This window comes from Rhizobium sp. BK418, from assembly GCF_004341105.1.
Classification (GTDB): domain Bacteria; phylum Pseudomonadota; class Alphaproteobacteria; order Rhizobiales; family Rhizobiaceae; genus Rhizobium.
Map to the genome: position 1 here is coordinate 634119 of NZ_SLZK01000001.1, position 19059 is coordinate 653177.

Below are 19059 nucleotides of genomic sequence, written 5' to 3' on the forward strand. Positions count from 1 at the left end.
CGTAGCCCCGCAACGGATATCAGGAGACGGAATTCGTTATGATGTTCAAGTCTGAAAAGAAAATGCGGGCAGCACTGTCCGTTATGGCAGTGATCTTCGGCGCTTCGGCTCCGGTCTCGTCCTTTGCACAGGATGCGGCCGCCCAGGCTCCGGCGGCGTCGGCTGACGCTCCCGCACAGGCCGTGGGTGCCCCGCGTCTCGGCTGGTACAAAACCTGCAGCAAGCAGGAAGACAACGACATCTGCGTTGTTCAGAACCTGATTCTCGCCAATGGCGGCCAACTCGTTACGGCTGTTGGCCTGATCTCGGTTTCCGGCAAGATCAACCGCAAGATTCTCCAGGTTTCAGTTCCGGCCGCGCGCCTGATCCCTCCAGGCATCAGCATGCAGATCGATGGCGGCAAGGGCCAGAAGCTCGACTACGCTGTCTGCCTGCCGGACAAGTGCACAGCTGAAATCCCGCTGACGGATGCCATGATCGCCAGCCTCAAGAAGGGCAGCGATGTAGTCTTCACCTCGATCAATTTCCGCCGCGCTCCGAACCCGATCAAGGTTTCACTCGAAGGCTTCACCGGCGCTTATGATGGTGAACCGGTTTCCGAATCGAAGCTCGCCGAAAGCCAGCGCAGCCTGCAGGACAGCATGCAGAAGAAGGCTGAGGAAGCCCGCAAGAAGCTGGAAGACGCGCAGAAGGCAGCTAAGGCCCAGTAATAGGAGCCTTTGATGAATTCATGAAAGCCCGGCTTTGAGCCGGGTTTTTTATTGCCAAATGAAAAAGGCCCCGACATGCGGGGCCTTGTCATGGAGGTTATATGATCCGACTTAGTGGGCGAAGCTCATCTTGGGTTTAAACTGGCCCGTCGGGCTGCGGTCGAAGATCTGCTCGACCTGCGGATTGCGAAGCGGTGTGTCGCTTTCGTCGCTCACCAGATTCTGCTCGGAAACGTAGGCGACATATTCGCTGTCATCGTTTTCGGCAAGCAGATGGTAGAACGGCTGATCCTTGCTGGGGCGGACTTCCGCGGGAATGGAATTCCACCATTCTTCCGTATTCGCAAACTCCGGATCTACGTCGAAGATGACGCCGCGAAACGGAAAAACCTTGTGCCGGACCACTTCGCCTATACTGAACTTTGCAACTCTTTCTTTCATGGTACGACTTCCTTTCTCACCTGATTTGGTGATCGGTCCCGCCTAAATCAAGATTTTTGCGGGTTTTCGTCACATGACTGTCACATGTGCCCGTGGGGCTTTATGACCTTCGGATCGAAAAAGCCCCGGCGAACCAGGGCTCTTCTTGTTGTCTTATGCCGAGTAGTACATGTCGTATTCGACAGGATGCGGCGTCATCTCGAAGCGCATCACCTCAGCCATCTTCAGCTCGATGAAGGCATCAATCTGATCGTCGTCGAAGACGCCGCCGGCCGTCAGGAACTTGCGGTCCTTGTCGAGGCTTTCGAGCGCTTCGCGCAAGCTTCCGCAGACGGTCGGGATCTTCTTCAGTTCCTTCGGTGGCAGATCGTAAAGATCCTTGTCCATGGCCTTACCGGGATGGATCTTGTTCTTGATGCCGTCGAGACCGGCCATCAGCATCGCGGCGAAAGCGAGATAGGGGTTAGCGGTCGGATCCGGGAAGCGGACTTCGACGCGCTTTGCCTTCGGGTTGGAGCCGAACGGTATGCGGCAGGAGGCAGAGCGGTTACGGGCCGAATAGGCAAGCAGAACCGGTGCTTCGTAGCCCGGGACGAGACGCTTGTAGGAGTTGGTCGACGGATTGGTGAAGGCATTGATTGCCTTTGCATGTTTGATAATGCCGCCGATATAGTAGAGGCAGGTTTCGGAAAGGCCTGCATATTCGTCGCCGGCGAAGGTCGGCTTGCCGCCCTTCCAGATCGACTGGTGCACGTGCATGCCCGAACCATTATCGCCGAAGATCGGCTTCGGCATGAAGGTTGCCGTCTTGCCATAGGCATTGGCGACCTGGTGAACGACATACTTGTAGATCTGCATCTTGTCGGCGTTGCGAACGAGCGTGTCGAACTTGATGCCGAGCTCATGCTGGGCAGCAGCCACTTCATGATGGTGTTTTTCGACGACGACGCCCATTTCGGAAAGAACCGTCAGCATTTCAGAACGCATGTCCTGGGCACTATCGACGGGGGGGACCGGGAAGTAGCCGCCCTTGACGCGCGGACGGTGGCCGAGGTTGCCGGTTTCGTAATCGGTGTCGTCGTTGGAGGGCAATTCGGTGGAGTCCAGCTTGAAGCCCGTATTGCAGGGGTCAGCCTTGTATTTGACGTCGTCGAAAACGAAGAACTCGGCTTCCGGGCCGACGAAGACCGTGTCGCCGATGCCGGATGCCTTCAGATAGGCCTCGGCCTTCTTGGCGGTGCCGCGCGGGTCGCGGTTATAGGCTTCGCCGGAAACCGGATCGAGAATGTCGCAAACGATGACCATGGTCGACTGAGCGAAGAACGGGTCCATGTGCACCGTTTCGGTGTCGGGCATCAGCACCATGTCGGACTCGTTGATGGCCTTCCAGCCGCCGATCGAGGAACCGTCGAACATGACGCCGTCGGCGAACATGTCTTCGTCGACGCAGGCTACGTCCATCGTTACGTGCTGCAGCTTGCCCTTGGGATCGGTGAAGCGCAGGTCGACGAACTTTACGTCGTTGTCCTTGATCTGCTTCAGGATTTCGCTTGCACTCGCCATGAAATGCTTCCTCTGTTTTGTGATGACGTTACGATATGTGCGATGAGGATTGGGTGAGCTTTGCCGGAAGGTAAAGCTGGTCAGATGGCATCGATACCGGTTTCACCGGTGCGGATGCGGATAACCTCTTCGACGTTGGAAACGAAGATTTTTCCGTCGCCGATGCGCCCTGTCTGCGCGGCTTTGCGGATCGCGTCGATGACGGCCTCCGCATTCTCGTCTGCGAGCACGACCTCGACCTTCACCTTCGGCAGGAAATCGACGACATATTCGGCGCCACGGTAAAGCTCGGTATGGCCCTTCTGGCGACCGAAGCCCTTCGCTTCCGTGACCGTGATACCCTGCAGGCCGACTTCCTGAAGGGCTTCCTTCACCTCGTCCAGCTTGAAAGGCTTAATGATCGCTTCGATCTTTTTCATGAGAAAATGTCTCTCCGCTTCTCCCGTTATAGCAGGAACTGTCCCGCTCGCGGGATATGATGCAGATATCGTGCCAGTTTGAAATCCGTCTCCGCCAAAAAACCGCGGAAATTTATCCTCTGAGCCCTGTTTGCCAACGTTTAGGTGTCGTTTCAGTAAAAAACGAGGTGAACAAGGCGATGTTTTTCGCAAAAATGATCCGAAAATTGAAAAAATGCTGCCGGATTCGATTTTCTGACAGCCGCTTCGATTCGATGCAAAAATAGGCAAATGCATAAAATATAGCCTTCTGTTTTTGCGATCATGCGGTTGTTTTTTAGGCTCTTTTTGAATTGAATGGAGTCATGAGCGAACGTCTTTCCGATCTCCTCCTGACACCTGCCGAGATGGCCGCAGCCGATAAGGCTGCCGCGCGGTCCGGCATCGATTCCTATGGCTTGATGGAGAAGGCAGGTAGCGCGGCCGCGGCAGCGGCGCTGCGCCTTTATCCCGGTGGTTCACGCTTTATCGTGCTCTGCGGCCCTGGCAACAATGGCGGCGATGGATATGTCGTCGCCAGGCTCCTGCAAGAAAGCGGCGCACGGGTGGAGATCTTCCATCTCGGTGATCCGCAGAGATTAAAGGGTGACGCGGCGCGCGCGAGGGCGGTCGTTACGGTGAAGGGGCAGGATCTCGGCTACTATGATCCGCGGCAGGGCGATATCGTCATTGACGGCCTCTTCGGCGCCGGCCTTGCGCGCGAGGTGCCGCCGGATGTGGCCGATCTGATCCGCAGGGTAGATGAGGCAGGAGTTCCGGTCATCGCGATCGACTTGCCCTCAGGCCTTGATGGACGCACCGGCATTATCCTCGGAGCCGCCTTCCGCGCTGCCCATACGGTGACGTTCATGACCCGCAAGCCCGGCCATCTACTGATGCCGGGCAGAGAACTCTGCGGTACCCTTGAAGTCTTCGACATCGGCATTCCCGGCCGTATCGTCAGGGGGCAGACGAGGGGCTTGGTAGCAGAAAACACCCCAGCTGCCTGGCGCGCTGCCATGCCGGCGGAACAACTGGAAACCCATAAATACAAGCGCGGCCACCTTGTCGTATTTTCGGGAGAAGCGAGCAAGACGGGGGCTGCCCGCATGTCTGCTATGGCTGCTCTGAAGGCAGGAGCAGGGCTGGTGACGATCGCCGCGCCGACCGAGGCTCTCGCTGCCAACAGCGCCCATCTGACCGCAATCATGCTCCATGCCATTGATGACGCAGCCGCATTGAAGAAGTGGCTTGAAGATACGCGCCTTCAGGCGTTCGTTCTCGGCCCCGGTTTCGGCATTGGAAAGAAGGCCCGAAAATTCGTGTCACTGCTGAGTGACCGCCATTTGGTTCTCGACGCCGATGGCATCAGCTCCTTCAAGGAGAATCCGGAAGCGCTGTTCGACCTATTCAAGGGAGAGCCACGCCTCGTGCTGACACCGCATGATGGCGAGTTTGCACGCCTCTTTCCCGATATCGCTGCCGACAAGAAAGCAGGCAAGGTGGACAAGGCTCTGGCCGCTGCCCGCCGCTCCAATGCCACGATCATTAGCAAGGGCGCCGATACCGTCATCGCCTCACCGGACGGTCGTGCGCTGATCAACACTAACGCGCCGGTCTGGCTGGCGACCGCCGGTTCCGGCGACGTGCTGGCGGGCATAATCGGTGGCCTGCTCGCCCAAGGCCTGCCAGCCTTCGAGGCGGCGGCCGCTGCTGTCTGGTTGCATGGCGAGGCAGGGCATCGCGCCGGCAAAGGGCTGACGGCGGAAGAGCTCGCCGCGCACGTCCTGCCCTTCTGAAAGATTATTTATCGATCAGTTTCTGCAGCGCGATTGCCCCATGCGGCGCGTTGACTTTGCCTTCGTGGATCATGAAGGCAAAGACGTCGCGCGGCTCGGTCTTGACCTTCCTGTTCTTGTCGATCAGTGGCAGATCATCAGGCACTTTGCCTTCGGCCCAGATTTCAAGGCGCTTTGCCCAGTCCTTCAGTTCCGGTTCCGCGTAGCAGGTCGGAATATCATCCGATCCTTTCTGCAGACGTGTGTAGACGAAATCAGCCGTCACATCGGCAATCATCGGATAATCGAAATGCTCGGCACAGACAGGCGCAACGCCATATTTCTCGAGCAATGCGATGAATTCCGGCACCTTGAAGGAATCGTGTCGGACTTCCACGACGTGGCGAAGCTTCAGCCCATCCTGCTTTTCCGGCAACAGCTTCAGGAAGGCTTCGAAATCATCGGGATCGAATTTCTTCGTCGGCGCGAATTGCCAGAGCAGGGGACCGAGATGGTCTCCGAGTTCGCTGATGCCGGAGGAGAGAAATTTCTCCATCGATTCACCGGCCTCGGCCAGTACGCGCCGGTTCGTGGTGAAGCGCGTTGCTTTCAGCGAAAAGATGAAGCCATCGGGCACGTCCGCAGCCCATTTGGCGAAGACTGCGGGCTTCTGCGTGCTGTAATAGGTGCCGTTGACCTCGATGACTTTGAGCTGGCGGCTGGCATAGTGCAGCTCGTCCTTTTGCTTGAGGTCGTCAGGAAAGAAATGACCGCGCCACGGCTCGAAGGTCCAGCCGCCAATGCCTACGCGGATTGTGCCCGATTTGCTCATCTGTTCCTCCTCGCTTGCGATCCCTCAGGTCGCGCCAACCTTTTTCGTCATATCGACGATGGTCCATCCTGGCCGATAGGGATTGGGCCGGCGACCCGTTTCCTTAAAACCGAAAGCAGAATAGAGAGCGATGTTCCGCTCCATCCGCGCATTGGTGTAAAGCTGGATCTCCGGCACGGCCCATTCCCGCGCCTTGTCTTCAAGCCAGGTGAGCATCGCAACGCCATGTCCTGCTCTTTGAAACTCAGGCGAGACGGCGATGCTGAATAGCATCACGTGATCGGTATGGCGCTCGATGACCGAAAGCCCGGCCACAGCGCCACCGGCATCCCGCAGCCAGACTTCGCTACGCTCGATCCGCGGCGCATAATCTTCCGTCACCGGGATCGGCGGATAGCCAAACAGGTCAGTATAAGGCTGATAGGCAGCCGTCGTCAGCGCCACGACCACAGGCAATTCCGCAATCGTGGCAAGCCGCATGGTCATTCCGCCGCCGCGACCGTCTTCTTGACCGGACGTCGCTCCAGCAATTCCTTGAGGAATTGGCCTGTATAGGAGCGCTTCTCCTTGACGATCGTCTCGGGCGTGCCGACGGCTACGATCTCTCCTCCGCCGTCGCCGCCTTCGGGGCCGAAATCGAGGATCCAGTCGGCGGTCTTGATGACCTCGAGATTGTGCTCGATGACAACGACCGAATTGCCCTGATTAACCAGTTCGTGCAGCATTTCCAGAAGCTTGGCAACGTCATGGAAATGCAGACCGGTGGTCGGCTCGTCGAGGATATAAAGCGTGCGGCCGGTCGATCGCTTCGACAATTCCTTGGCAAGCTTGACGCGCTGCGCCTCGCCACCCGACAGCGTATTGGCCTGCTGGCCAACTTTGATATAGCCGAGGCCGACATCGAAGAGCGATTGCAGCTTGTCACGCACCGCCGGAACCGCCGCAAAGAATTCGACGCCTTCTTCGACGGTCATATCCAGTACGTCGGAAATCGACTTGCCCTTGAAGGTGACGTCGAGCGTTTCGCGGTTATAGCGCTTGCCATGGCAGACGTCGCAGGTGACGTAGACATCGGGCAGGAAGTGCATTTCGATCTTGATGACACCGTCGCCCTGGCAGGCTTCACAGCGGCCGCCCTTGACGTTGAAGGAGAAACGGCCCGGCTGATAACCGCGCGCCTTCGCCTCCGGCAGACCGGCAAACCAGTCGCGGATCGGCGTGAAGGCGCCGGTATAGGTCGCCGGGTTGGAGCGCGGCGTGCGGCCGATCGGCGACTGGTCGATGTCGATCACCTTGTCGATATGCTCGAAGCCGTCGATTCGGTCATGATCGGCAGGGATTTCACGCGCGCCCATGACACGGCGCGCGGCCGACTTGTAGAGCGTTTCGATGAGGAAGGTGGACTTGCCGCCGCCGGATACGCCGGTCACAGCTGTGAAGACACCGAGCGGGATGGCTGCGGTGACATTCTTCAGATTATTGCCGCGGGCGCCGACGACCTTGATCTCCTTGCCCTTTTTCGGCTTGCGCCGCTCATCAGGCAGTCCCACGCCGAGTTCGCCCGACAGATATTTGCCGGTGAGCGACTTCGGATTGGCCATGATCTCCTGTGGCGTGCCATGCGCCACCACCTGACCGCCATGCACACCGGCAGCAGGACCGATATCAACGACATCGTCAGCCGTCAGAATCGCGTCCTCGTCGTGTTCGACGACGATGACCGTATTGCCGATATCGCGCAGGTGCTTCAGCGTATCGAGCAGCCGGGCATTATCACGCTGGTGCAAGCCGATCGACGGTTCATCGAGCACGTAGAGGACACCCGTCAGACCGGAACCGATCTGCGAGGCAAGACGGATTCGCTGGCTCTCGCCGCCCGACAGCGTGCCGGAATTGCGCGACAGGCTGAGATATTCCAGGCCGACATCATTCAGGAAGCGCAGGCGGTCGCGGATCTCCTTGAGAATGCGAACAGCAATCTCGTTCTGCTTGGCATTGAAGGTGGCCGGCAGCGCCTCGAACCAGTCGCGAGCGACGCGGATCGACATCTGCGTGACTTCGCCGATATGCAGCCTGTTGATCTTGACCGCGAGCGCCTCTGGCTTGAGGCGAAAACCATTGCACGACGGGCAGGGAGCTGCCGACATGAAGCGCTCGATATCCTCGCGCGCCCAGGCGGAATCCGTTTCCTTCCAGCGCCGCTCGAGATTGGGCACAATCCCCTCGAAATTCTTCGAGGTCGTGTAGGACCGCGCGCCGTCAGCATAGTGGAATTCGATCTTTTCTTCGGTGCCATTCAGGATGACGTCCTTGGCCTTTTCCGAGAGATCATTCCAGCGGCTGCCGAGCTTGAAGCCGAAATGTTTGCCGAGCGCTTCGAGTGTCTGGTTGTAATAGGGCGAGGTCGACTTGGCCCATGGCGCAATAGCGCCGTCGCGCAGCGTGCGCTCCGGCTCGGGGACGATCAGGTCAGGATCGATCTTCTGCTGCGAGCCGAGACCATCGCAGGTCGGGCAGGCGCCGAAAGGATTGTTGAACGAGAAGAGCCGCGGCTCGATTTCCGGAATGGTGAAGCCGGAGACCGGGCAGGCGAATTTTTCCGAAAACAACACGCGCTCATGCGTTTCGTTGAGCGATTTGTTGGCCGATCCGCCGGCCGCGGTTTCCTCCGCCGGCAGTGGCTTGTCGGCAAACTCGGCAACAGCAAGACCGTCCGCAAGCTTCAGCGCCGTTTCGAAACTGTCGGCCAGGCGCGAGGCCATGTCCGGTCGCACGACGATACGGTCGATAACGACATCGATATCGTGCTTGTATTTCTTGTCGAGCGTGGGTGCATCAGCGATTTCATAGAACTGGCCGTCCACCTTGACGCGCTGGAAGCCCTTTTTCATGAGCTCCGCCAGTTCCTTCTTGTACTCGCCCTTACGGCCACGGATCATCGGCGCCAATATATAAAGGCGCGTGCCTTCCTCGAAGGCGAGTACCCGGTCGACCATCTGGCTCACCGTCTGGCTTTCGATCGGCAGGCCGGTGGCGGGCGAATAGGGAACGCCGACGCGTGCAAACAGCAGTCGCATATAGTCGTAGATTTCGGTGACGGTACCGACCGTGGAGCGCGGGTTACGTGACGTCGTCTTCTGCTCGATCGAAATGGCCGGCGAAAGCCCGTCGATCTGGTCGACATCGGGCTTCTGCATCATTTCCAGGAACTGGCGTGCATAGGCCGAAAGGCTCTCGACGTAGCGGCGCTGTCCCTCGGCATAGATCGTATCGAAGGCAAGCGAGGATTTGCCGGAACCGGACAGGCCGGTCATGACGATCAGCTTGTTGCGCGGCAGATCGAGATCAATGCCCTTCAAATTATGCTCGCGCGCGCCGCGGATGGAGATCGTCTTCAGTTCGCTCATCGTCTCTGCTTCAGTCGTTTGGGGAATAACAGCCCTTATTTAGTGATGCCAACGGGCGAGTCGAGGCTGAATGTCCGGAACAACAAAGGTTTTCGATTCTGTTGACAGGATCATAGCGGATAATTAGAACAAATAAAGAACAAAATTCCTTTGTGGATTAAGAGGACCTGGATACGCACCGCCAGTCCTCTATGGTTTAAGGTGCGCCGATGATTTTGAACGTCGCCGGGCAGGGCGGCAGTAAGGTGAATGATATGGCTGGCAGTGTGAACAAGGTAATTCTGATCGGAAACGTGGGTGCTGACCCTGAAATCCGCCGCACGCAGGATGGCCGGCCGATCGCCAACCTCCGCATCGCGACCTCGGAAACCTGGCGCGACCGCAACTCCGGCGAGCGCCGCGAGAAGACCGAATGGCACACCGTCGTCGTCTTCAACGAAGGCCTCTGCAAGGTCGTTGAGCAATATGTAAAGAAGGGTGCCAAGCTCTATATCGAAGGCGCGCTGCAGACCCGCAAGTGGCAGGACCAGAACGGCAACGACCGTTATTCGACGGAAATTGTGCTGCAGGGCTTCAATTCGACCCTCACCATGCTCGACGGGCGTGGCGAAGGCGGCGGCGCAAGTTCCGGCTTCGGCGGCGGTCGTGGTGGCGATGATTTCGGCGGCGGTGGCTATGGGGACGATTACGGCTCTGGTTCGTCCTCCGGCGGTGGCCGCAGCAGCGGTGGTGGTCGAGGCGGCAGCAGCAACAACAGCGGTGGTAGCAACTTCTCGCGCGACCTCGACGATGACATCCCGTTTTGATCGATCCTGCTCGATTGGTTCGAGGACGGCGCCTTCAGGCGCCGTTTTTATGCCGGCGTGGCGCTGATCAGGTTGAGGGCGGATTTGGCGCCGTCCACAACGAACTGCGCGGCGAGGGCCGCTAGGATGACGCCGAGCAGGCGCGTCAGGATCGCGCGGCCCGTGACGCCGAGGAAGCGATCCAGGCGGTCGGCGAGGAAGAGCACCAGCAGGGTGATCAGCAGGCAGCCGGCAATGACGCCGATCAGTTGCGCGCGCTCGACCGTGGAGGGCAGGGTGCCGCCAAGTAGAATTGTCGCCGAGATCGCTCCCGGCCCGGCAATCAGCGGCAGCGCCAGCGGGAAGACGGCAATATTCTCGATATGATCTTTGGTGATGGCCACTTCCGTGGTTTTTTCCTTCCGGTCCTGCCGCCGTTCGAACACCATTTCGAAAGCGATCCAGAAAAGCAGCAATCCGCCGGCGAGCTTGAAGGCGCCGATCGAAATGCCGAGCACGCCGAGCACGCTGGAACCGAACAGCGCAAAGACGGCAAGGATGATGAAGGCGATGGTGGTGCCACGCAGCGCCACCTGTTTTCGCTCCGGCCGGCTCATGCCGACAGTGAGGCCGAGAAAGAGGGGCGCAAGGCCTGGAGGATCGATGGTGACGAGCAGCGTCGTGAACGCGTTGATCAATTGGTCGGAGCTTGTCATCGGCTCTCCAGAACCCCATATAGTGCTTGCTTTTTGATGATTGTGATGCGCGGTTTCCGATTTGGCAAATACATGATCTCCTTTCGTCTTTTGCGACCGGCAAATGCTGTCTTTTGCCCTCTTTAGACCGCAAAAGCCTGTTCAAAACTGCGAGGCAAATTGGCGCGGGAACAGGCTTTCCGCTATAAATCTTCGAGTGATTCTAGAAGAGAACGTGAACCGTTTTGACTGAGCAAACACCCCCCGGCGGCGGGAAGCTCCCGCCAGGCATCGAGCCGATCTCCATTATGGAGGAAATGCAGCGGTCGTATCTCGATTACGCGATGAGCGTGATCGTGTCCCGTGCGCTTCCCGACGTGCGCGACGGCTTGAAGCCCGTGCACCGGCGCATCCTCTATGGCATGTCCGAGCTCGGCATCGACTGGAACAAGAAATACGTCAAATGCGCCCGCGTTACCGGGGATGTGATGGGTAAATACCATCCGCACGGTAACGCTGCGATTTATGACGCGCTCGCCCGCATGGCGCAGGACTGGTCGCTCCGCCTGCCGCTTATCGACGGGCAGGGCAATTTCGGCTCCGTCGACGGTGACCCGCCGGCGGCCGAACGCTACACCGAATGCCGGCTGCAGAAAGCCGCGCATTCACTGCTCGACGACCTCGACAAGGAAACGGTCGACTTCCGCGACAACTATGACGGCACTCTGTCTGAGCCGGTCGTCGTTCCTGCCAAGTTCCCGAACCTGCTCGTCAACGGCGCGGGCGGTATCGCCGTCGGCATGGCGACCAACATTCCGCCGCACAACCTCTCGGAAGTCATCGACGGCTGCATCGCGCTGATCAACGATCCCGCGATCGAGTTGCCGGAACTGATGCAGATCATCCCCGGTCCGGACTTCCCGACTGGCGCCAAGATCCTCGGCCGTGCCGGCATCCGTTCGGCCTATGAAACCGGCCGCGGCTCCGTTGTCATGCGTGGCGTTGCCACGATCGAGCCGATGCGCGGCGACCGCGAGCAGATCATCATCACCGAAATTCCCTACCAGGTGAATAAGGCGACGATGATCGAGAAAATGGCCGAGCTGGTGCGCGAAAAGCGCATTGAAGGCATCTCGGACTTGCGCGACGAATCCGACCGGCAGGGCTACCGCGTTGTCGTCGAGCTGAAGCGCGACGCCAACGCCGACGTCATCCTGAACCAGCTCTATCGCTATACGCCGCTGCAGACCTCTTTCGGCTGCAACATGGTGGCGCTGAATGGCGGCAAGCCGGAACAGCTGACGCTGCTCGACATGCTCCGCGCTTTCGTCTCCTTCCGCGAAGAAGTCGTTAGCCGGAGAACGAAGTTCCTCCTTCGCAAGGCACGTGAGCGCGCCCACGTCTTGGTTGGTCTCGCCATCGCGGTTGCCAATATCGACGAAGTCATCCGCGTCATCCGCCAGGCGCCGGATCCGCAGTCCGCTCGCGAAGAGCTGATGACTCGCCGCTGGCCGGCGGAAGATGTGGAAAGCCTGATCCGTCTCATTGACGACCCGCGCCACCGCATCAATGACGATCTGACCTACAATCTCTCGGAAGAGCAGGCCCGCGCGATCCTCGAGCTGCGTCTCGCTCGCCTGACGGCTCTCGGCCGTGACGAAATTGGTGATGAACTCAATAAGATAGGCGAGGAAATCAAGGATTACCTCGATATCTTGTCCTCGCGCGTCCGCATCCAGACGATCGTTAAGGACGAGCTCGCTGCCATCCGCGACGAGTTCGGCACGCAGCGCCGCACCGAGATCGTCGACGGCGGCCTGGAAATGGACGATGAAGACCTCATCGCCCGCGAAGACATGGTCGTGACCGTTTCGCACCTTGGCTACATAAAGCGCGTGCCGCTGACGACTTACCGCGCGCAGCGCCGCGGCGGCAAGGGCCGATCGGGCATGACCACGCGCGATGAAGATTTTGTTAGCCGGCTGTTCGTGGTGAATACTCACACGCCGGTTCTGTTCTTCTCCTCGCGCGGCATCGTCTACAAGGAGAAGGTCTGGCGCCTGCCGATCGGCACGCCGACCTCACGCGGCAAGGCTCTTATCAACATGCTGCCGCTCGAACCCGGAGAGCGCATCACCACTATCCTGCCGCTGCCGGAGGACGAAGACAGTTGGGATAACCTGGACGTTATGTTCTCGACGACGCGAGGCACTGTCCGTCGCAACAAGCTCAGCGACTTTGTCCAGGTGAATCGTAACGGCAAGATCGCGATGAAGCTGGACGAAGAGGGCGATGAAATCCTCTCCGTCGAGACCTGCACGGACCAGGACGACGTTCTGCTGACGACGGCGCTCGGCCAGTGCATCCGCTTCCCGGTCGATGATGTCCGCGTCTTCGCGGGCCGCAACTCGATCGGCGTACGCGGCATCAATCTTGGTGATGGCGATCGCATCATTTCGATGACGATCGTTGGCCATGTCGATGCCGAACCGTGGGAACGCGCTGCTTACCTCAAGCGCTCCGCCGCCGAACGTCGCGCGACGGGCGTGGACGAAGAGGACATCGCCCTGGTCGGCGAGGAAGTCACCGAAGAGGGACAGCTTAACGACGATCGTTACGAAGAACTGAAGGCACGCGAGCAGTTCGTGCTGACGGTTTCCGAAAAGGGCTTCGGAAAGCGCTCGTCCTCTTACGACTTCCGTATCTCCGGCCGCGGCGGCAAGGGTATCCGTGCCACTGACACCTCGAAGACGGGCGAAATCGGCGAACTCGTCGCCGCCTTCCCGGTCGACGATGGCGACCAGATCATGCTCGTCTCCGATGGCGGCCAGTTGATCCGCGTGCCCGTTGGCGGCATCCGCATCGCCAGCCGTGCAACAAAGGGCGTCACGATTTTCTCCACCGCCAAGGACGAGAAGGTCGTCTCGGTCGAGCGCATCAGCGAGCCGGAAGACGAAGAGACGACGGAGAACGGCGAAGAAGCCGTGGCTTCCGAAGGCGGAGCGCCTGCCGTGGGCGAAGCTGACGAAACCCCATCGGGCGAATAATTTCCCAGTTATACATCACAGACCGGGCGGCTCTGCCGCCCGTTTTTTTATTGCTCTAGAAGAACTTGCCGATGCGGCGACTTGGCTCCGCATCCTACACGACAGGCATAGAAAAAGCCGGATGCAGAACACCCGGCCTTCTCTTGATTGTATTGCGGTAGGCGGAGTTAAAATACGCTATGCTTCTCGTTCAGCGATTTTCCTTCCTTGCTCTCACGGCGTAGCGCGGAAATCGTCGAAGTCACCGACACTATGAACATGACGCTGATGAGTGCTGTGAGGACTGTCAGGATCGTGAACACGGTGGCGTTCCTTTCTGAAGAGAGCTGCGGTCAAGCTCCTTAGTATTGGCCGAGTACGCTTACGGAGCGAGCCGAAGCGTAGGGGCCATATACTTTGGAAGCATCGATCTTCTGGTTGTCATAGAGAGCGACTGTCGCAGTCAGCATGCCCGTAACCATTACCATCCAAAGCACGTTAATCATGGTGATTTTGTCAGGCATGTTCATTCCCTTCCTGCCGCGCTTCCGCATCTCATATGTCTCGATCAAGTGAACGCATCCGTCTTAAAATGGTTCCCGCCGGATGTTGCGGGGTGTTTAGCAATCGTGTTCTGAAGCGACCTTGAATGCCTTGTTCATCTGCCGTTCAGAATTCAAATCGATTAGAACGCATGCGGCCGAGCTGACGCATGATGGCCGCATGTTCATTGATGTCAGGTCGTACCCAGCCAAGCTGGCGCCGATTTGCGAGACAGCTGTAGAAAAGCTCGCCAACGAGCGAGAAAGTAACGGCTATTGCAATCAGGATGATCAGCATGATCGAGGTCTTTCCGGGGGAGACGCTGCCAGGATCGGCGGCGCCTGCGTTGATGTCAGGAGTAAAGCAGACCGCATCTGAGCGGGCCTTGAACGCCCCGTTCATTCATCGTTCAGCCGCGCCCGCCGGCATGGCTAAATGACTTGCGGGAAACGGTCTTCCGTGACAAAAGGCGTGAAACAACCGGCCGGGCCAGATGACGACAGCTTTTTATCCGGGGTCCTTCGACCCGATTACCAACGGACACGTTGACGTACTGGTCCAGGCGCTCAACGTCGCCGAGCGGGTAATCGTCGCGATCGGCATTCACCCCGGCAAGGTACCGCTCTTCTCCTTCGAAGAAAAAGCGGCGCTAATCCGCGCGTCTCTTGCCGAGGCGCTTCCGGAAAAGAGTGCACATATCGACGTCGTCTCCTTCGACAACCTCGTTGTCGACGCCGCACGCAAACATGGCGCAAGCCTTCTGATCCGCGGCCTGCGCGACGGCACCGATCTGGATTATGAAATGCAGATGGCCGGCATGAATCGGCAGATGGCGCCCGACATCCAGACCATCTTTCTGCCGGCGGGCACGGCCTCGCGGCCCATTACCGCCACATTAGTACGCCAGATCGCAGCCATGGGCGGCGATGTCAGCGCTTTTGTGCCTGCGGCCGTCTTGCAAGCCCTGAAATCCAAGCGCAAAGCCTAGGTCGATACCGCCTCAACGGAGCTCACATGAAACTCTTCTATCTTGCATTTGCCGGCGTGCTCTATCTCGCCTCCTTCGCGGGCGACGCTTTTGCGCAGGCTGCCGATCACTACATCACCATCCAGCTGAAGAGCGGTCCGGTCGTCATCCAGCTGATGCCCGACGTGGCGCCGAAGCACGTCGCACAGATCGAAGCGCTGGTGAAGAAAGGCGAATATGACAATGTCGCCTTCCACCGCGTCATTCCCGGATTCATGGCCCAGACTGGCGACGTGAAGTACGGCAACATGGAAAAGAACTTTGATGCGGGCCTCGCAGGTACCGGCGGGTCCGACCTTCCAGACCTTCCGGCCGAATTCTCCAAGTCGCCCTTCGTCCGCGGCACGGTCGGCATGGCGCGTGCCCAGGATCCGAATTCCGCCAACTCGCAGTTCTTTATCATGTTTGCTGACGGCTCCTTCCTGAACGGCCAGTACACGGTCGTCGGCAAGGTTGTGTCGGGCATGGAAAACGTCGACAAGATCAAGAAGGGCGAAGGCCAGAACGGCGAAGTCAGCAATCCTGACCGCATGATCAAGGTCACGATGGGCAAGAAGTAAGTTCAAGACGAGAAGGAGAACGACAATGGCCGAGATCAAGGATCCGGAAAACACCATCATTCTGGAAACCACCAAGGGCAAGGTTGTCATCCAGCTTCTGCCGCAGGTCGCCCCCGAACACGTCAAGCGCATCAAGGAACTCGCCCGCGAGAAGGCCTATGACGGCGTTGTTTTTCACCGCGTTATCGCCGATTTCATGGCACAGACCGGTGACGTCGAGTTCGGCAAGAAGGGCGGCGAGAATTTTAACCCGGGCCGCGCAGGCATGGGTGGTTCTTCCAAGGACGACCTGAAGGCTGAATTCTCCGCAACGCCGCATGTTCGCGGCACGTGCTCTATGGCACGTTCGCAGAACCCGAACTCGGCCAACTCGCAGTTCTTCATCTGCTTCACCGACGCTCCGTGGCTGAACAAGCAATATTCCGTCTGGGGCCAGGTCATCGAAGGCATGGAAAACGTCGACAAGATCAAGAAGGGCGAGCCCGTCTCCGATCCAGATTCGATCGTCTCTATGCGGGTTGCCGCCGACGTCTGATTGTGATTTCTGCTGAAACCCGCCCTTGCGTGCGAGCGCGGGGCGGGTTTCGCTTTGTCTGAAAGTACATTAATGCGCGTAGACCTTTTCGATTTCGACCTGCCGGATGAACGCATTGCGTTGCGGCCCGCCGAGCCGCGCGACAGCGCACGCCTGCTTCTCGTCGATCCGAACGGGCAGCCAGTTCTATCCGATCATCACGTCTTCGACCTGCCGTCCTTCCTGCGGGCAGGGGACGCGCTGGTCTTCAACGACACCAAGGTTATACCGGCCCAGCTTGAAGGCATTCGCCATCGCGAAGGCGCCGGCGGCCAGCAGATTTCGGCCACTCTTCACATGCGACTAGGCGCCAACAAGTGGAAAGCCTTTGCCAAACCCGGCAAGCGCATCAAGGAAGGCGATCGCATTGCCTTCGGTCATGGTGGCGAAAGCTGCATGATCGGCTCGCTCGATGCGACCGTCGAAGAAAAAGGTGAGGCGGGAGAAGTGACGCTCGCCTTCGATCTCTCCGGCCCTGTACTGGACGAAGCGATCGCCGCGGTCGGCCATATTCCGCTACCGCCCTATATCGCCGCCAAGCGGCCGGAGGACGAGCGCGACCGCGCCGACTACCAGACAATCTATGCGCGGGAGGAGGGCGCTGTTGCCGCCCCGACCGCCGGCCTGCATTTCACGCCCGCCCTGTTTGAGGCGCTCGATAAGGCCGGGATCGAACGGCATTTCGTGACGCTGCATGTTGGCGCCGGCACCTTCCTGCCGGTCAAGGTCGACGACACTGACGACCATAAAATGCATCTGGAAAGCGGCTATGTCAGCGCCGACATCGCTGCAAGGCTGAATGCCGTGCGCGGAAGGGGCGGGCGTATCGTCTGCGTCGGCACGACCTCGCTGCGGCTGATCGAGAGCGCTGCCGAGGAGAGCGGCGAGATCAAGCCTTGGGCGGGCGCCACCGGGATCTTCATTACACCCGGTTACCGCTTCAAGGCGGTCGACATATTAATGACCAACTTCCACCTGCCCCGCTCGACGCTTTTCATGCTGGTCTCGGCCTTCGCTGGTTTCGATACCATGCACGCGGCCTACCAACATGCCATTTCGACAGGCTACCGCTTCTACTCCTATGGCGACGCGAGCCTTCTTTTCCGGAAAGACAAATGACCGAGAACTTCCAGTTCACCCTGAAGAAGACCGATGGAGGCGCTCGCCTCGGTGAAATTTCCATGCCGCGCGGCACGATCCGGACGCCGGCCTTCATGCCCGTCGGCACGGTCGGTACCGTCAAGGCCATGTATCTCGACCAGGTACGCGAGACCGGCGCCGATATCATCCTCGGCAACACCTATCACCTGATGCTGCGCCCGACGGCGGAGCGCGTTGCCCGCCTTGGAGGGCTGCACAAACTCATCCGCTGGGACCATCCGATCCTGACGGATTCCGGCGGTTTCCAGGTCATGTCGCTTTCCGGCTTGCGCAAGCTCGATGAGCAGGGCGTAACCTTCAAGTCGCATGTCGATGGCAGCCTGCATCACATGTCGCCGGAGCGCTCCATCGAAATCCAGGGTCTGCTTGGCTCCGATATCCAGATGCAGCTTGACGAATGCGTGGCATTGCCGGCCGAGCCCAAGGAAATCGAACGTGCGATGGAACTATCGCTGCGTTGGGCCGAGCGCTGCAAGGTCGCTTTCGGCAACCAGCCGGGCAGGGCCATGTTCGGCATCGTTCAGGGTGGCGATGTACCGGCCCTGCGTGTCCGCTCGGCCGAAGAACTCGCAAAGCTCGATCTCAAGGGTTACGCGGTCGGCGGTCTTGCCGTCGGTGAGCCACAGGATGTGATGCTGAAGATGCTGGAAACGACGCTTCCGGTGCTGCCCGGTGAAAAACCGCGCTATCTCATGGGCGTCGGCACGCCCGACGATATCCTGAAATCGGTTGCCCGCGGCATCGACATGTTCGATTGCGTGATGCCGACGCGTTCGGGCCGCCATGGCCTGGCCTTCACCCGCCGCGGAAAGGTCAATATTCGCAACGCCCGCCATGCGGAAGACATGCGCCCGCTCGACGAGCAGTCGAACTGCCCGGCAACGCGTGACTATTCCCGCGCCTATCTCCACCATCTCGTGCGCGCCAATGAGGCGCTCGGTGGCATGCTGCTCTCCTGGCACAATCTGAACTACTATCAGGAACTGATGCAGAGCATCCGCAAGGCGATCGCCGAAGACCGCTTCGCCGATTTCATGGCCGAGACGATTGAAGAATGGGCGAAAGGTGACCTCGAACCCGTCTGATCAGATGCCCTTGCTGTCGGTATTCGGCACGATCTGTACGCCATTGATCTTGTAACTGCCGTCGGGCTGGCGGGCGACCTGATAGATCGCCGTCCAGTCCTTGCCGTCGCGGGCGGAAATCAACACTTCCTGATAGATCAAGGCGCCGTTGTCGATCGACCGGCTGCGCCCGAATGCATAGTTGCCGGGATGATAAACCGGCTCGTAGCTCCTCTTCACCATCGCGAAGAAGACGTTCTTGTCCGGATACATCGCCTTAATGCCGGGCGCGGCGAAGGAATAGGCTGTATCAGCGTCATCCTTCAGGAATGCCCGAATCTGCTCCTCGATCATCGTCTGTGTCGCCTGTACGGGATCTTCGGCGAGCACTGCCGCTCCTGACATCACGGATACGGCACATAGAACCAGCACTGCGAAGAAAGCGCGCATGGGATC

Annotated in this window: 19 protein-coding genes; 9 read left to right on the forward strand and 10 right to left on the reverse strand. The window is 59.0% G+C overall.

Translation table 11 applies throughout. The features are described 5' to 3' along the window. Positions 1 to 38: 38 nt before the first annotated feature. Positions 39 to 710, forward strand: coding sequence for an invasion associated locus B family protein (locus EV281_RS03165; protein ID WP_132651470.1), 672 nt, complete (start codon positions 39 to 41; stop codon positions 708 to 710). A gap of 111 nt (positions 711 to 821) precedes the next feature. On the opposite strand, the gene hspQ is transcribed toward EV281_RS03165, so the two are convergent. The 3 genes from hspQ to EV281_RS03180 form a co-directional block, all read right to left on the reverse strand. Further along, positions 822 to 1151: a heat shock protein HspQ gene (gene hspQ / locus EV281_RS03170; protein WP_132651471.1), complete on the reverse strand. Its 330-nt coding sequence runs from the start codon at positions 1149 to 1151 to the stop codon at positions 822 to 824. 153 nt (positions 1152 to 1304) lie between these two features. Then, positions 1305 to 2714, reverse strand: a complete 1410-nt coding sequence (gene glnA / locus EV281_RS03175; RefSeq protein ID WP_132651472.1) for a type I glutamate--ammonia ligase — start codon at positions 2712 to 2714, stop codon at positions 1305 to 1307. 80 nt (positions 2715 to 2794) lie between these two features. Further along, positions 2795 to 3133, reverse strand: a complete 339-nt coding sequence (locus tag EV281_RS03180; protein ID WP_003539626.1) for a P-II family nitrogen regulator — start codon at positions 3131 to 3133, stop codon at positions 2795 to 2797. Between the two features lie 344 nt (positions 3134 to 3477). Between EV281_RS03180 and EV281_RS03185 the strand changes: the two genes are divergently transcribed. Beyond that, on the forward strand, positions 3478 to 4950 hold the full coding sequence (locus tag EV281_RS03185; protein WP_132651473.1) for an NAD(P)H-hydrate dehydratase: 1473 nt from the start codon (positions 3478 to 3480) through the stop codon (positions 4948 to 4950). 4 nt (positions 4951 to 4954) lie between these two features. Here EV281_RS03185 and EV281_RS03190 read toward each other — a convergent pair whose 3' ends face one another. From EV281_RS03190 to uvrA, 3 genes are read right to left on the reverse strand one after another with little or no spacing between them, the layout of a single operon-like run. Then, a complete protein-coding gene (locus EV281_RS03190; RefSeq protein ID WP_132651474.1) occupies positions 4955 to 5761 on the reverse strand; it encodes a DUF72 domain-containing protein in 807 nt (268 codons plus the stop codon). A 24-nt stretch (positions 5762 to 5785) separates the two neighbouring features. Then, positions 5786 to 6247 carry a GNAT family N-acetyltransferase gene (locus EV281_RS03195; protein WP_132651475.1) on the reverse strand — a complete coding sequence of 154 codons (462 nt, stop codon included), beginning with the start codon at positions 6245 to 6247 and terminating at the stop codon, positions 5786 to 5788. Further along, entirely contained in the window at positions 6244 to 9168 is a 2925-nt protein-coding gene (uvrA, locus tag EV281_RS03200) for an excinuclease ABC subunit UvrA (RefSeq protein ID WP_132651476.1), read from the reverse strand. Before uvrA ends, EV281_RS03195 begins: the two co-directional genes overlap by 4 nt. Before the next feature lie 254 nt (positions 9169 to 9422). On the opposite strand from uvrA, the gene EV281_RS03205 reads away from it, so the two are divergent. Next, the gene (locus EV281_RS03205; protein ID WP_132651477.1) at positions 9423 to 9974 is read left to right on the forward strand and encodes a single-stranded DNA-binding protein; all 552 of its coding nucleotides are present in this window, start codon (positions 9423 to 9425) and stop codon (positions 9972 to 9974) included. Between the two features lie 47 nt (positions 9975 to 10021). Here the strand turns inward: EV281_RS03205 and EV281_RS03210 are convergent, their stop codons facing one another. Continuing rightward, the gene (locus tag EV281_RS03210; RefSeq protein WP_132651478.1) at positions 10022 to 10669 is read right to left on the reverse strand and encodes a MarC family protein; all 648 of its coding nucleotides are present in this window, start codon (positions 10667 to 10669) and stop codon (positions 10022 to 10024) included. A 224-nt stretch (positions 10670 to 10893) separates the two neighbouring features. Between EV281_RS03210 and gyrA the strand changes: the two genes are divergently transcribed. Continuing rightward, positions 10894 to 13695 carry a DNA gyrase subunit A gene (gene gyrA / locus EV281_RS03215; RefSeq protein ID WP_132651479.1) on the forward strand — a complete coding sequence of 934 codons (2802 nt, stop codon included), beginning with the start codon at positions 10894 to 10896 and terminating at the stop codon, positions 13693 to 13695. A gap of 341 nt (positions 13696 to 14036) precedes the next feature. Here the strand turns inward: gyrA and EV281_RS31020 are convergent, their stop codons facing one another. Then, a complete protein-coding gene (locus tag EV281_RS31020) occupies positions 14037 to 14180 on the reverse strand; it encodes a hypothetical protein (RefSeq protein WP_165911811.1) in 144 nt (47 codons plus the stop codon). A 163-nt stretch (positions 14181 to 14343) separates the two neighbouring features. Then, positions 14344 to 14619, reverse strand: a complete 276-nt coding sequence (locus tag EV281_RS03220) for a hypothetical protein (RefSeq protein WP_132651480.1) — start codon at positions 14617 to 14619, stop codon at positions 14344 to 14346. Between the two features lie 91 nt (positions 14620 to 14710). Between EV281_RS03220 and coaD the strand changes: the two genes are divergently transcribed. The 5 genes from coaD to tgt all read left to right on the forward strand — a co-directional run bounded on the left by coaD (position 14711) and on the right by tgt (position 18624). Further along, entirely contained in the window at positions 14711 to 15205 is a 495-nt protein-coding gene (gene coaD, locus EV281_RS03225; RefSeq protein ID WP_132651481.1) for a pantetheine-phosphate adenylyltransferase, read from the forward strand. Positions 15206 to 15231: 26 nt separating this feature from the next. Next, positions 15232 to 15804 carry a peptidylprolyl isomerase gene (locus EV281_RS03230; RefSeq protein ID WP_132651482.1) on the forward strand — a complete coding sequence of 191 codons (573 nt, stop codon included), beginning with the start codon at positions 15232 to 15234 and terminating at the stop codon, positions 15802 to 15804. 25 nt (positions 15805 to 15829) lie between these two features. Continuing rightward, positions 15830 to 16339 (forward strand): peptidylprolyl isomerase, encoded by a 510-nt coding sequence (locus tag EV281_RS03235; RefSeq protein WP_132651483.1) that lies wholly within the window; start codon positions 15830 to 15832, stop codon positions 16337 to 16339. Between the two features lie 72 nt (positions 16340 to 16411). Next, a complete protein-coding gene (gene queA, locus EV281_RS03240) occupies positions 16412 to 17497 on the forward strand; it encodes a tRNA preQ1(34) S-adenosylmethionine ribosyltransferase-isomerase QueA (RefSeq protein WP_132651484.1) in 1086 nt (361 codons plus the stop codon). Next, complete coding sequence (tgt, locus tag EV281_RS03245; RefSeq protein WP_132651485.1) at positions 17494 to 18624, forward strand: tRNA guanosine(34) transglycosylase Tgt; 1131 nt, start codon at positions 17494 to 17496, stop codon at positions 18622 to 18624. The genes queA and tgt overlap by 4 nt, the downstream gene beginning before the upstream one ends. Here the strand turns inward: tgt and EV281_RS03250 are convergent, their stop codons facing one another. After that, positions 18625 to 19053, reverse strand: a complete 429-nt coding sequence (locus EV281_RS03250) for a DUF4864 domain-containing protein (RefSeq protein ID WP_132651486.1) — start codon at positions 19051 to 19053, stop codon at positions 18625 to 18627. Positions 19054 to 19059 lie beyond the last annotated feature (6 nt).

Excerpts from the sequence above, each read along its gene's own strand:
- EV281_RS03165 (WP_132651470.1), top strand. The coding sequence starts at position 39 with ATGATGTTCAAGTCTGAAAAGAAAATGCGGGCAGCACTGTCCGTTATG.
- hspQ (WP_132651471.1), bottom strand. The coding sequence starts at position 1,151 with ATGAAAGAAAGAGTTGCAAAGTTCAGTATAGGCGAAGTGGTCCGGCAC.
- glnA (WP_132651472.1), bottom strand. The coding sequence starts at position 2,714 with ATGGCGAGTGCAAGCGAAATCCTGAAGCAGATCAAGGACAACGACGTA.
- EV281_RS03180 (WP_003539626.1), bottom strand. The coding sequence starts at position 3,133 with ATGAAAAAGATCGAAGCGATCATTAAGCCTTTCAAGCTGGACGAGGTG.
- EV281_RS03185 (WP_132651473.1), top strand. The coding sequence starts at position 3,478 with ATGAGCGAACGTCTTTCCGATCTCCTCCTGACACCTGCCGAGATGGCC.
- EV281_RS03190 (WP_132651474.1), bottom strand. The coding sequence starts at position 5,761 with ATGAGCAAATCGGGCACAATCCGCGTAGGCATTGGCGGCTGGACCTTC.
- EV281_RS03195 (WP_132651475.1), bottom strand. The coding sequence starts at position 6,247 with ATGACCATGCGGCTTGCCACGATTGCGGAATTGCCTGTGGTCGTGGCG.
- uvrA (WP_132651476.1), bottom strand. The coding sequence starts at position 9,168 with ATGAGCGAACTGAAGACGATCTCCATCCGCGGCGCGCGCGAGCATAAT.
- EV281_RS03205 (WP_132651477.1), top strand. The coding sequence starts at position 9,423 with ATGGCTGGCAGTGTGAACAAGGTAATTCTGATCGGAAACGTGGGTGCT.
- EV281_RS03210 (WP_132651478.1), bottom strand. The coding sequence starts at position 10,669 with ATGACAAGCTCCGACCAATTGATCAACGCGTTCACGACGCTGCTCGTC.
- EV281_RS31020 (WP_165911811.1), bottom strand. The coding sequence starts at position 14,180 with ATGATTAACGTGCTTTGGATGGTAATGGTTACGGGCATGCTGACTGCG.
- EV281_RS03220 (WP_132651480.1), bottom strand. The coding sequence starts at position 14,619 with ATGAACGGGGCGTTCAAGGCCCGCTCAGATGCGGTCTGCTTTACTCCT.
- coaD (WP_132651481.1), top strand. The coding sequence starts at position 14,711 with ATGACGACAGCTTTTTATCCGGGGTCCTTCGACCCGATTACCAACGGA.
- EV281_RS03230 (WP_132651482.1), top strand. The coding sequence starts at position 15,232 with ATGAAACTCTTCTATCTTGCATTTGCCGGCGTGCTCTATCTCGCCTCC.
- EV281_RS03235 (WP_132651483.1), top strand. The coding sequence starts at position 15,830 with ATGGCCGAGATCAAGGATCCGGAAAACACCATCATTCTGGAAACCACC.
- queA (WP_132651484.1), top strand. The coding sequence starts at position 16,412 with ATGCGCGTAGACCTTTTCGATTTCGACCTGCCGGATGAACGCATTGCG.
- tgt (WP_132651485.1), top strand. The coding sequence starts at position 17,494 with ATGACCGAGAACTTCCAGTTCACCCTGAAGAAGACCGATGGAGGCGCT.
- EV281_RS03250 (WP_132651486.1), bottom strand. The coding sequence starts at position 19,053 with ATGCGCGCTTTCTTCGCAGTGCTGGTTCTATGTGCCGTATCCGTGATG.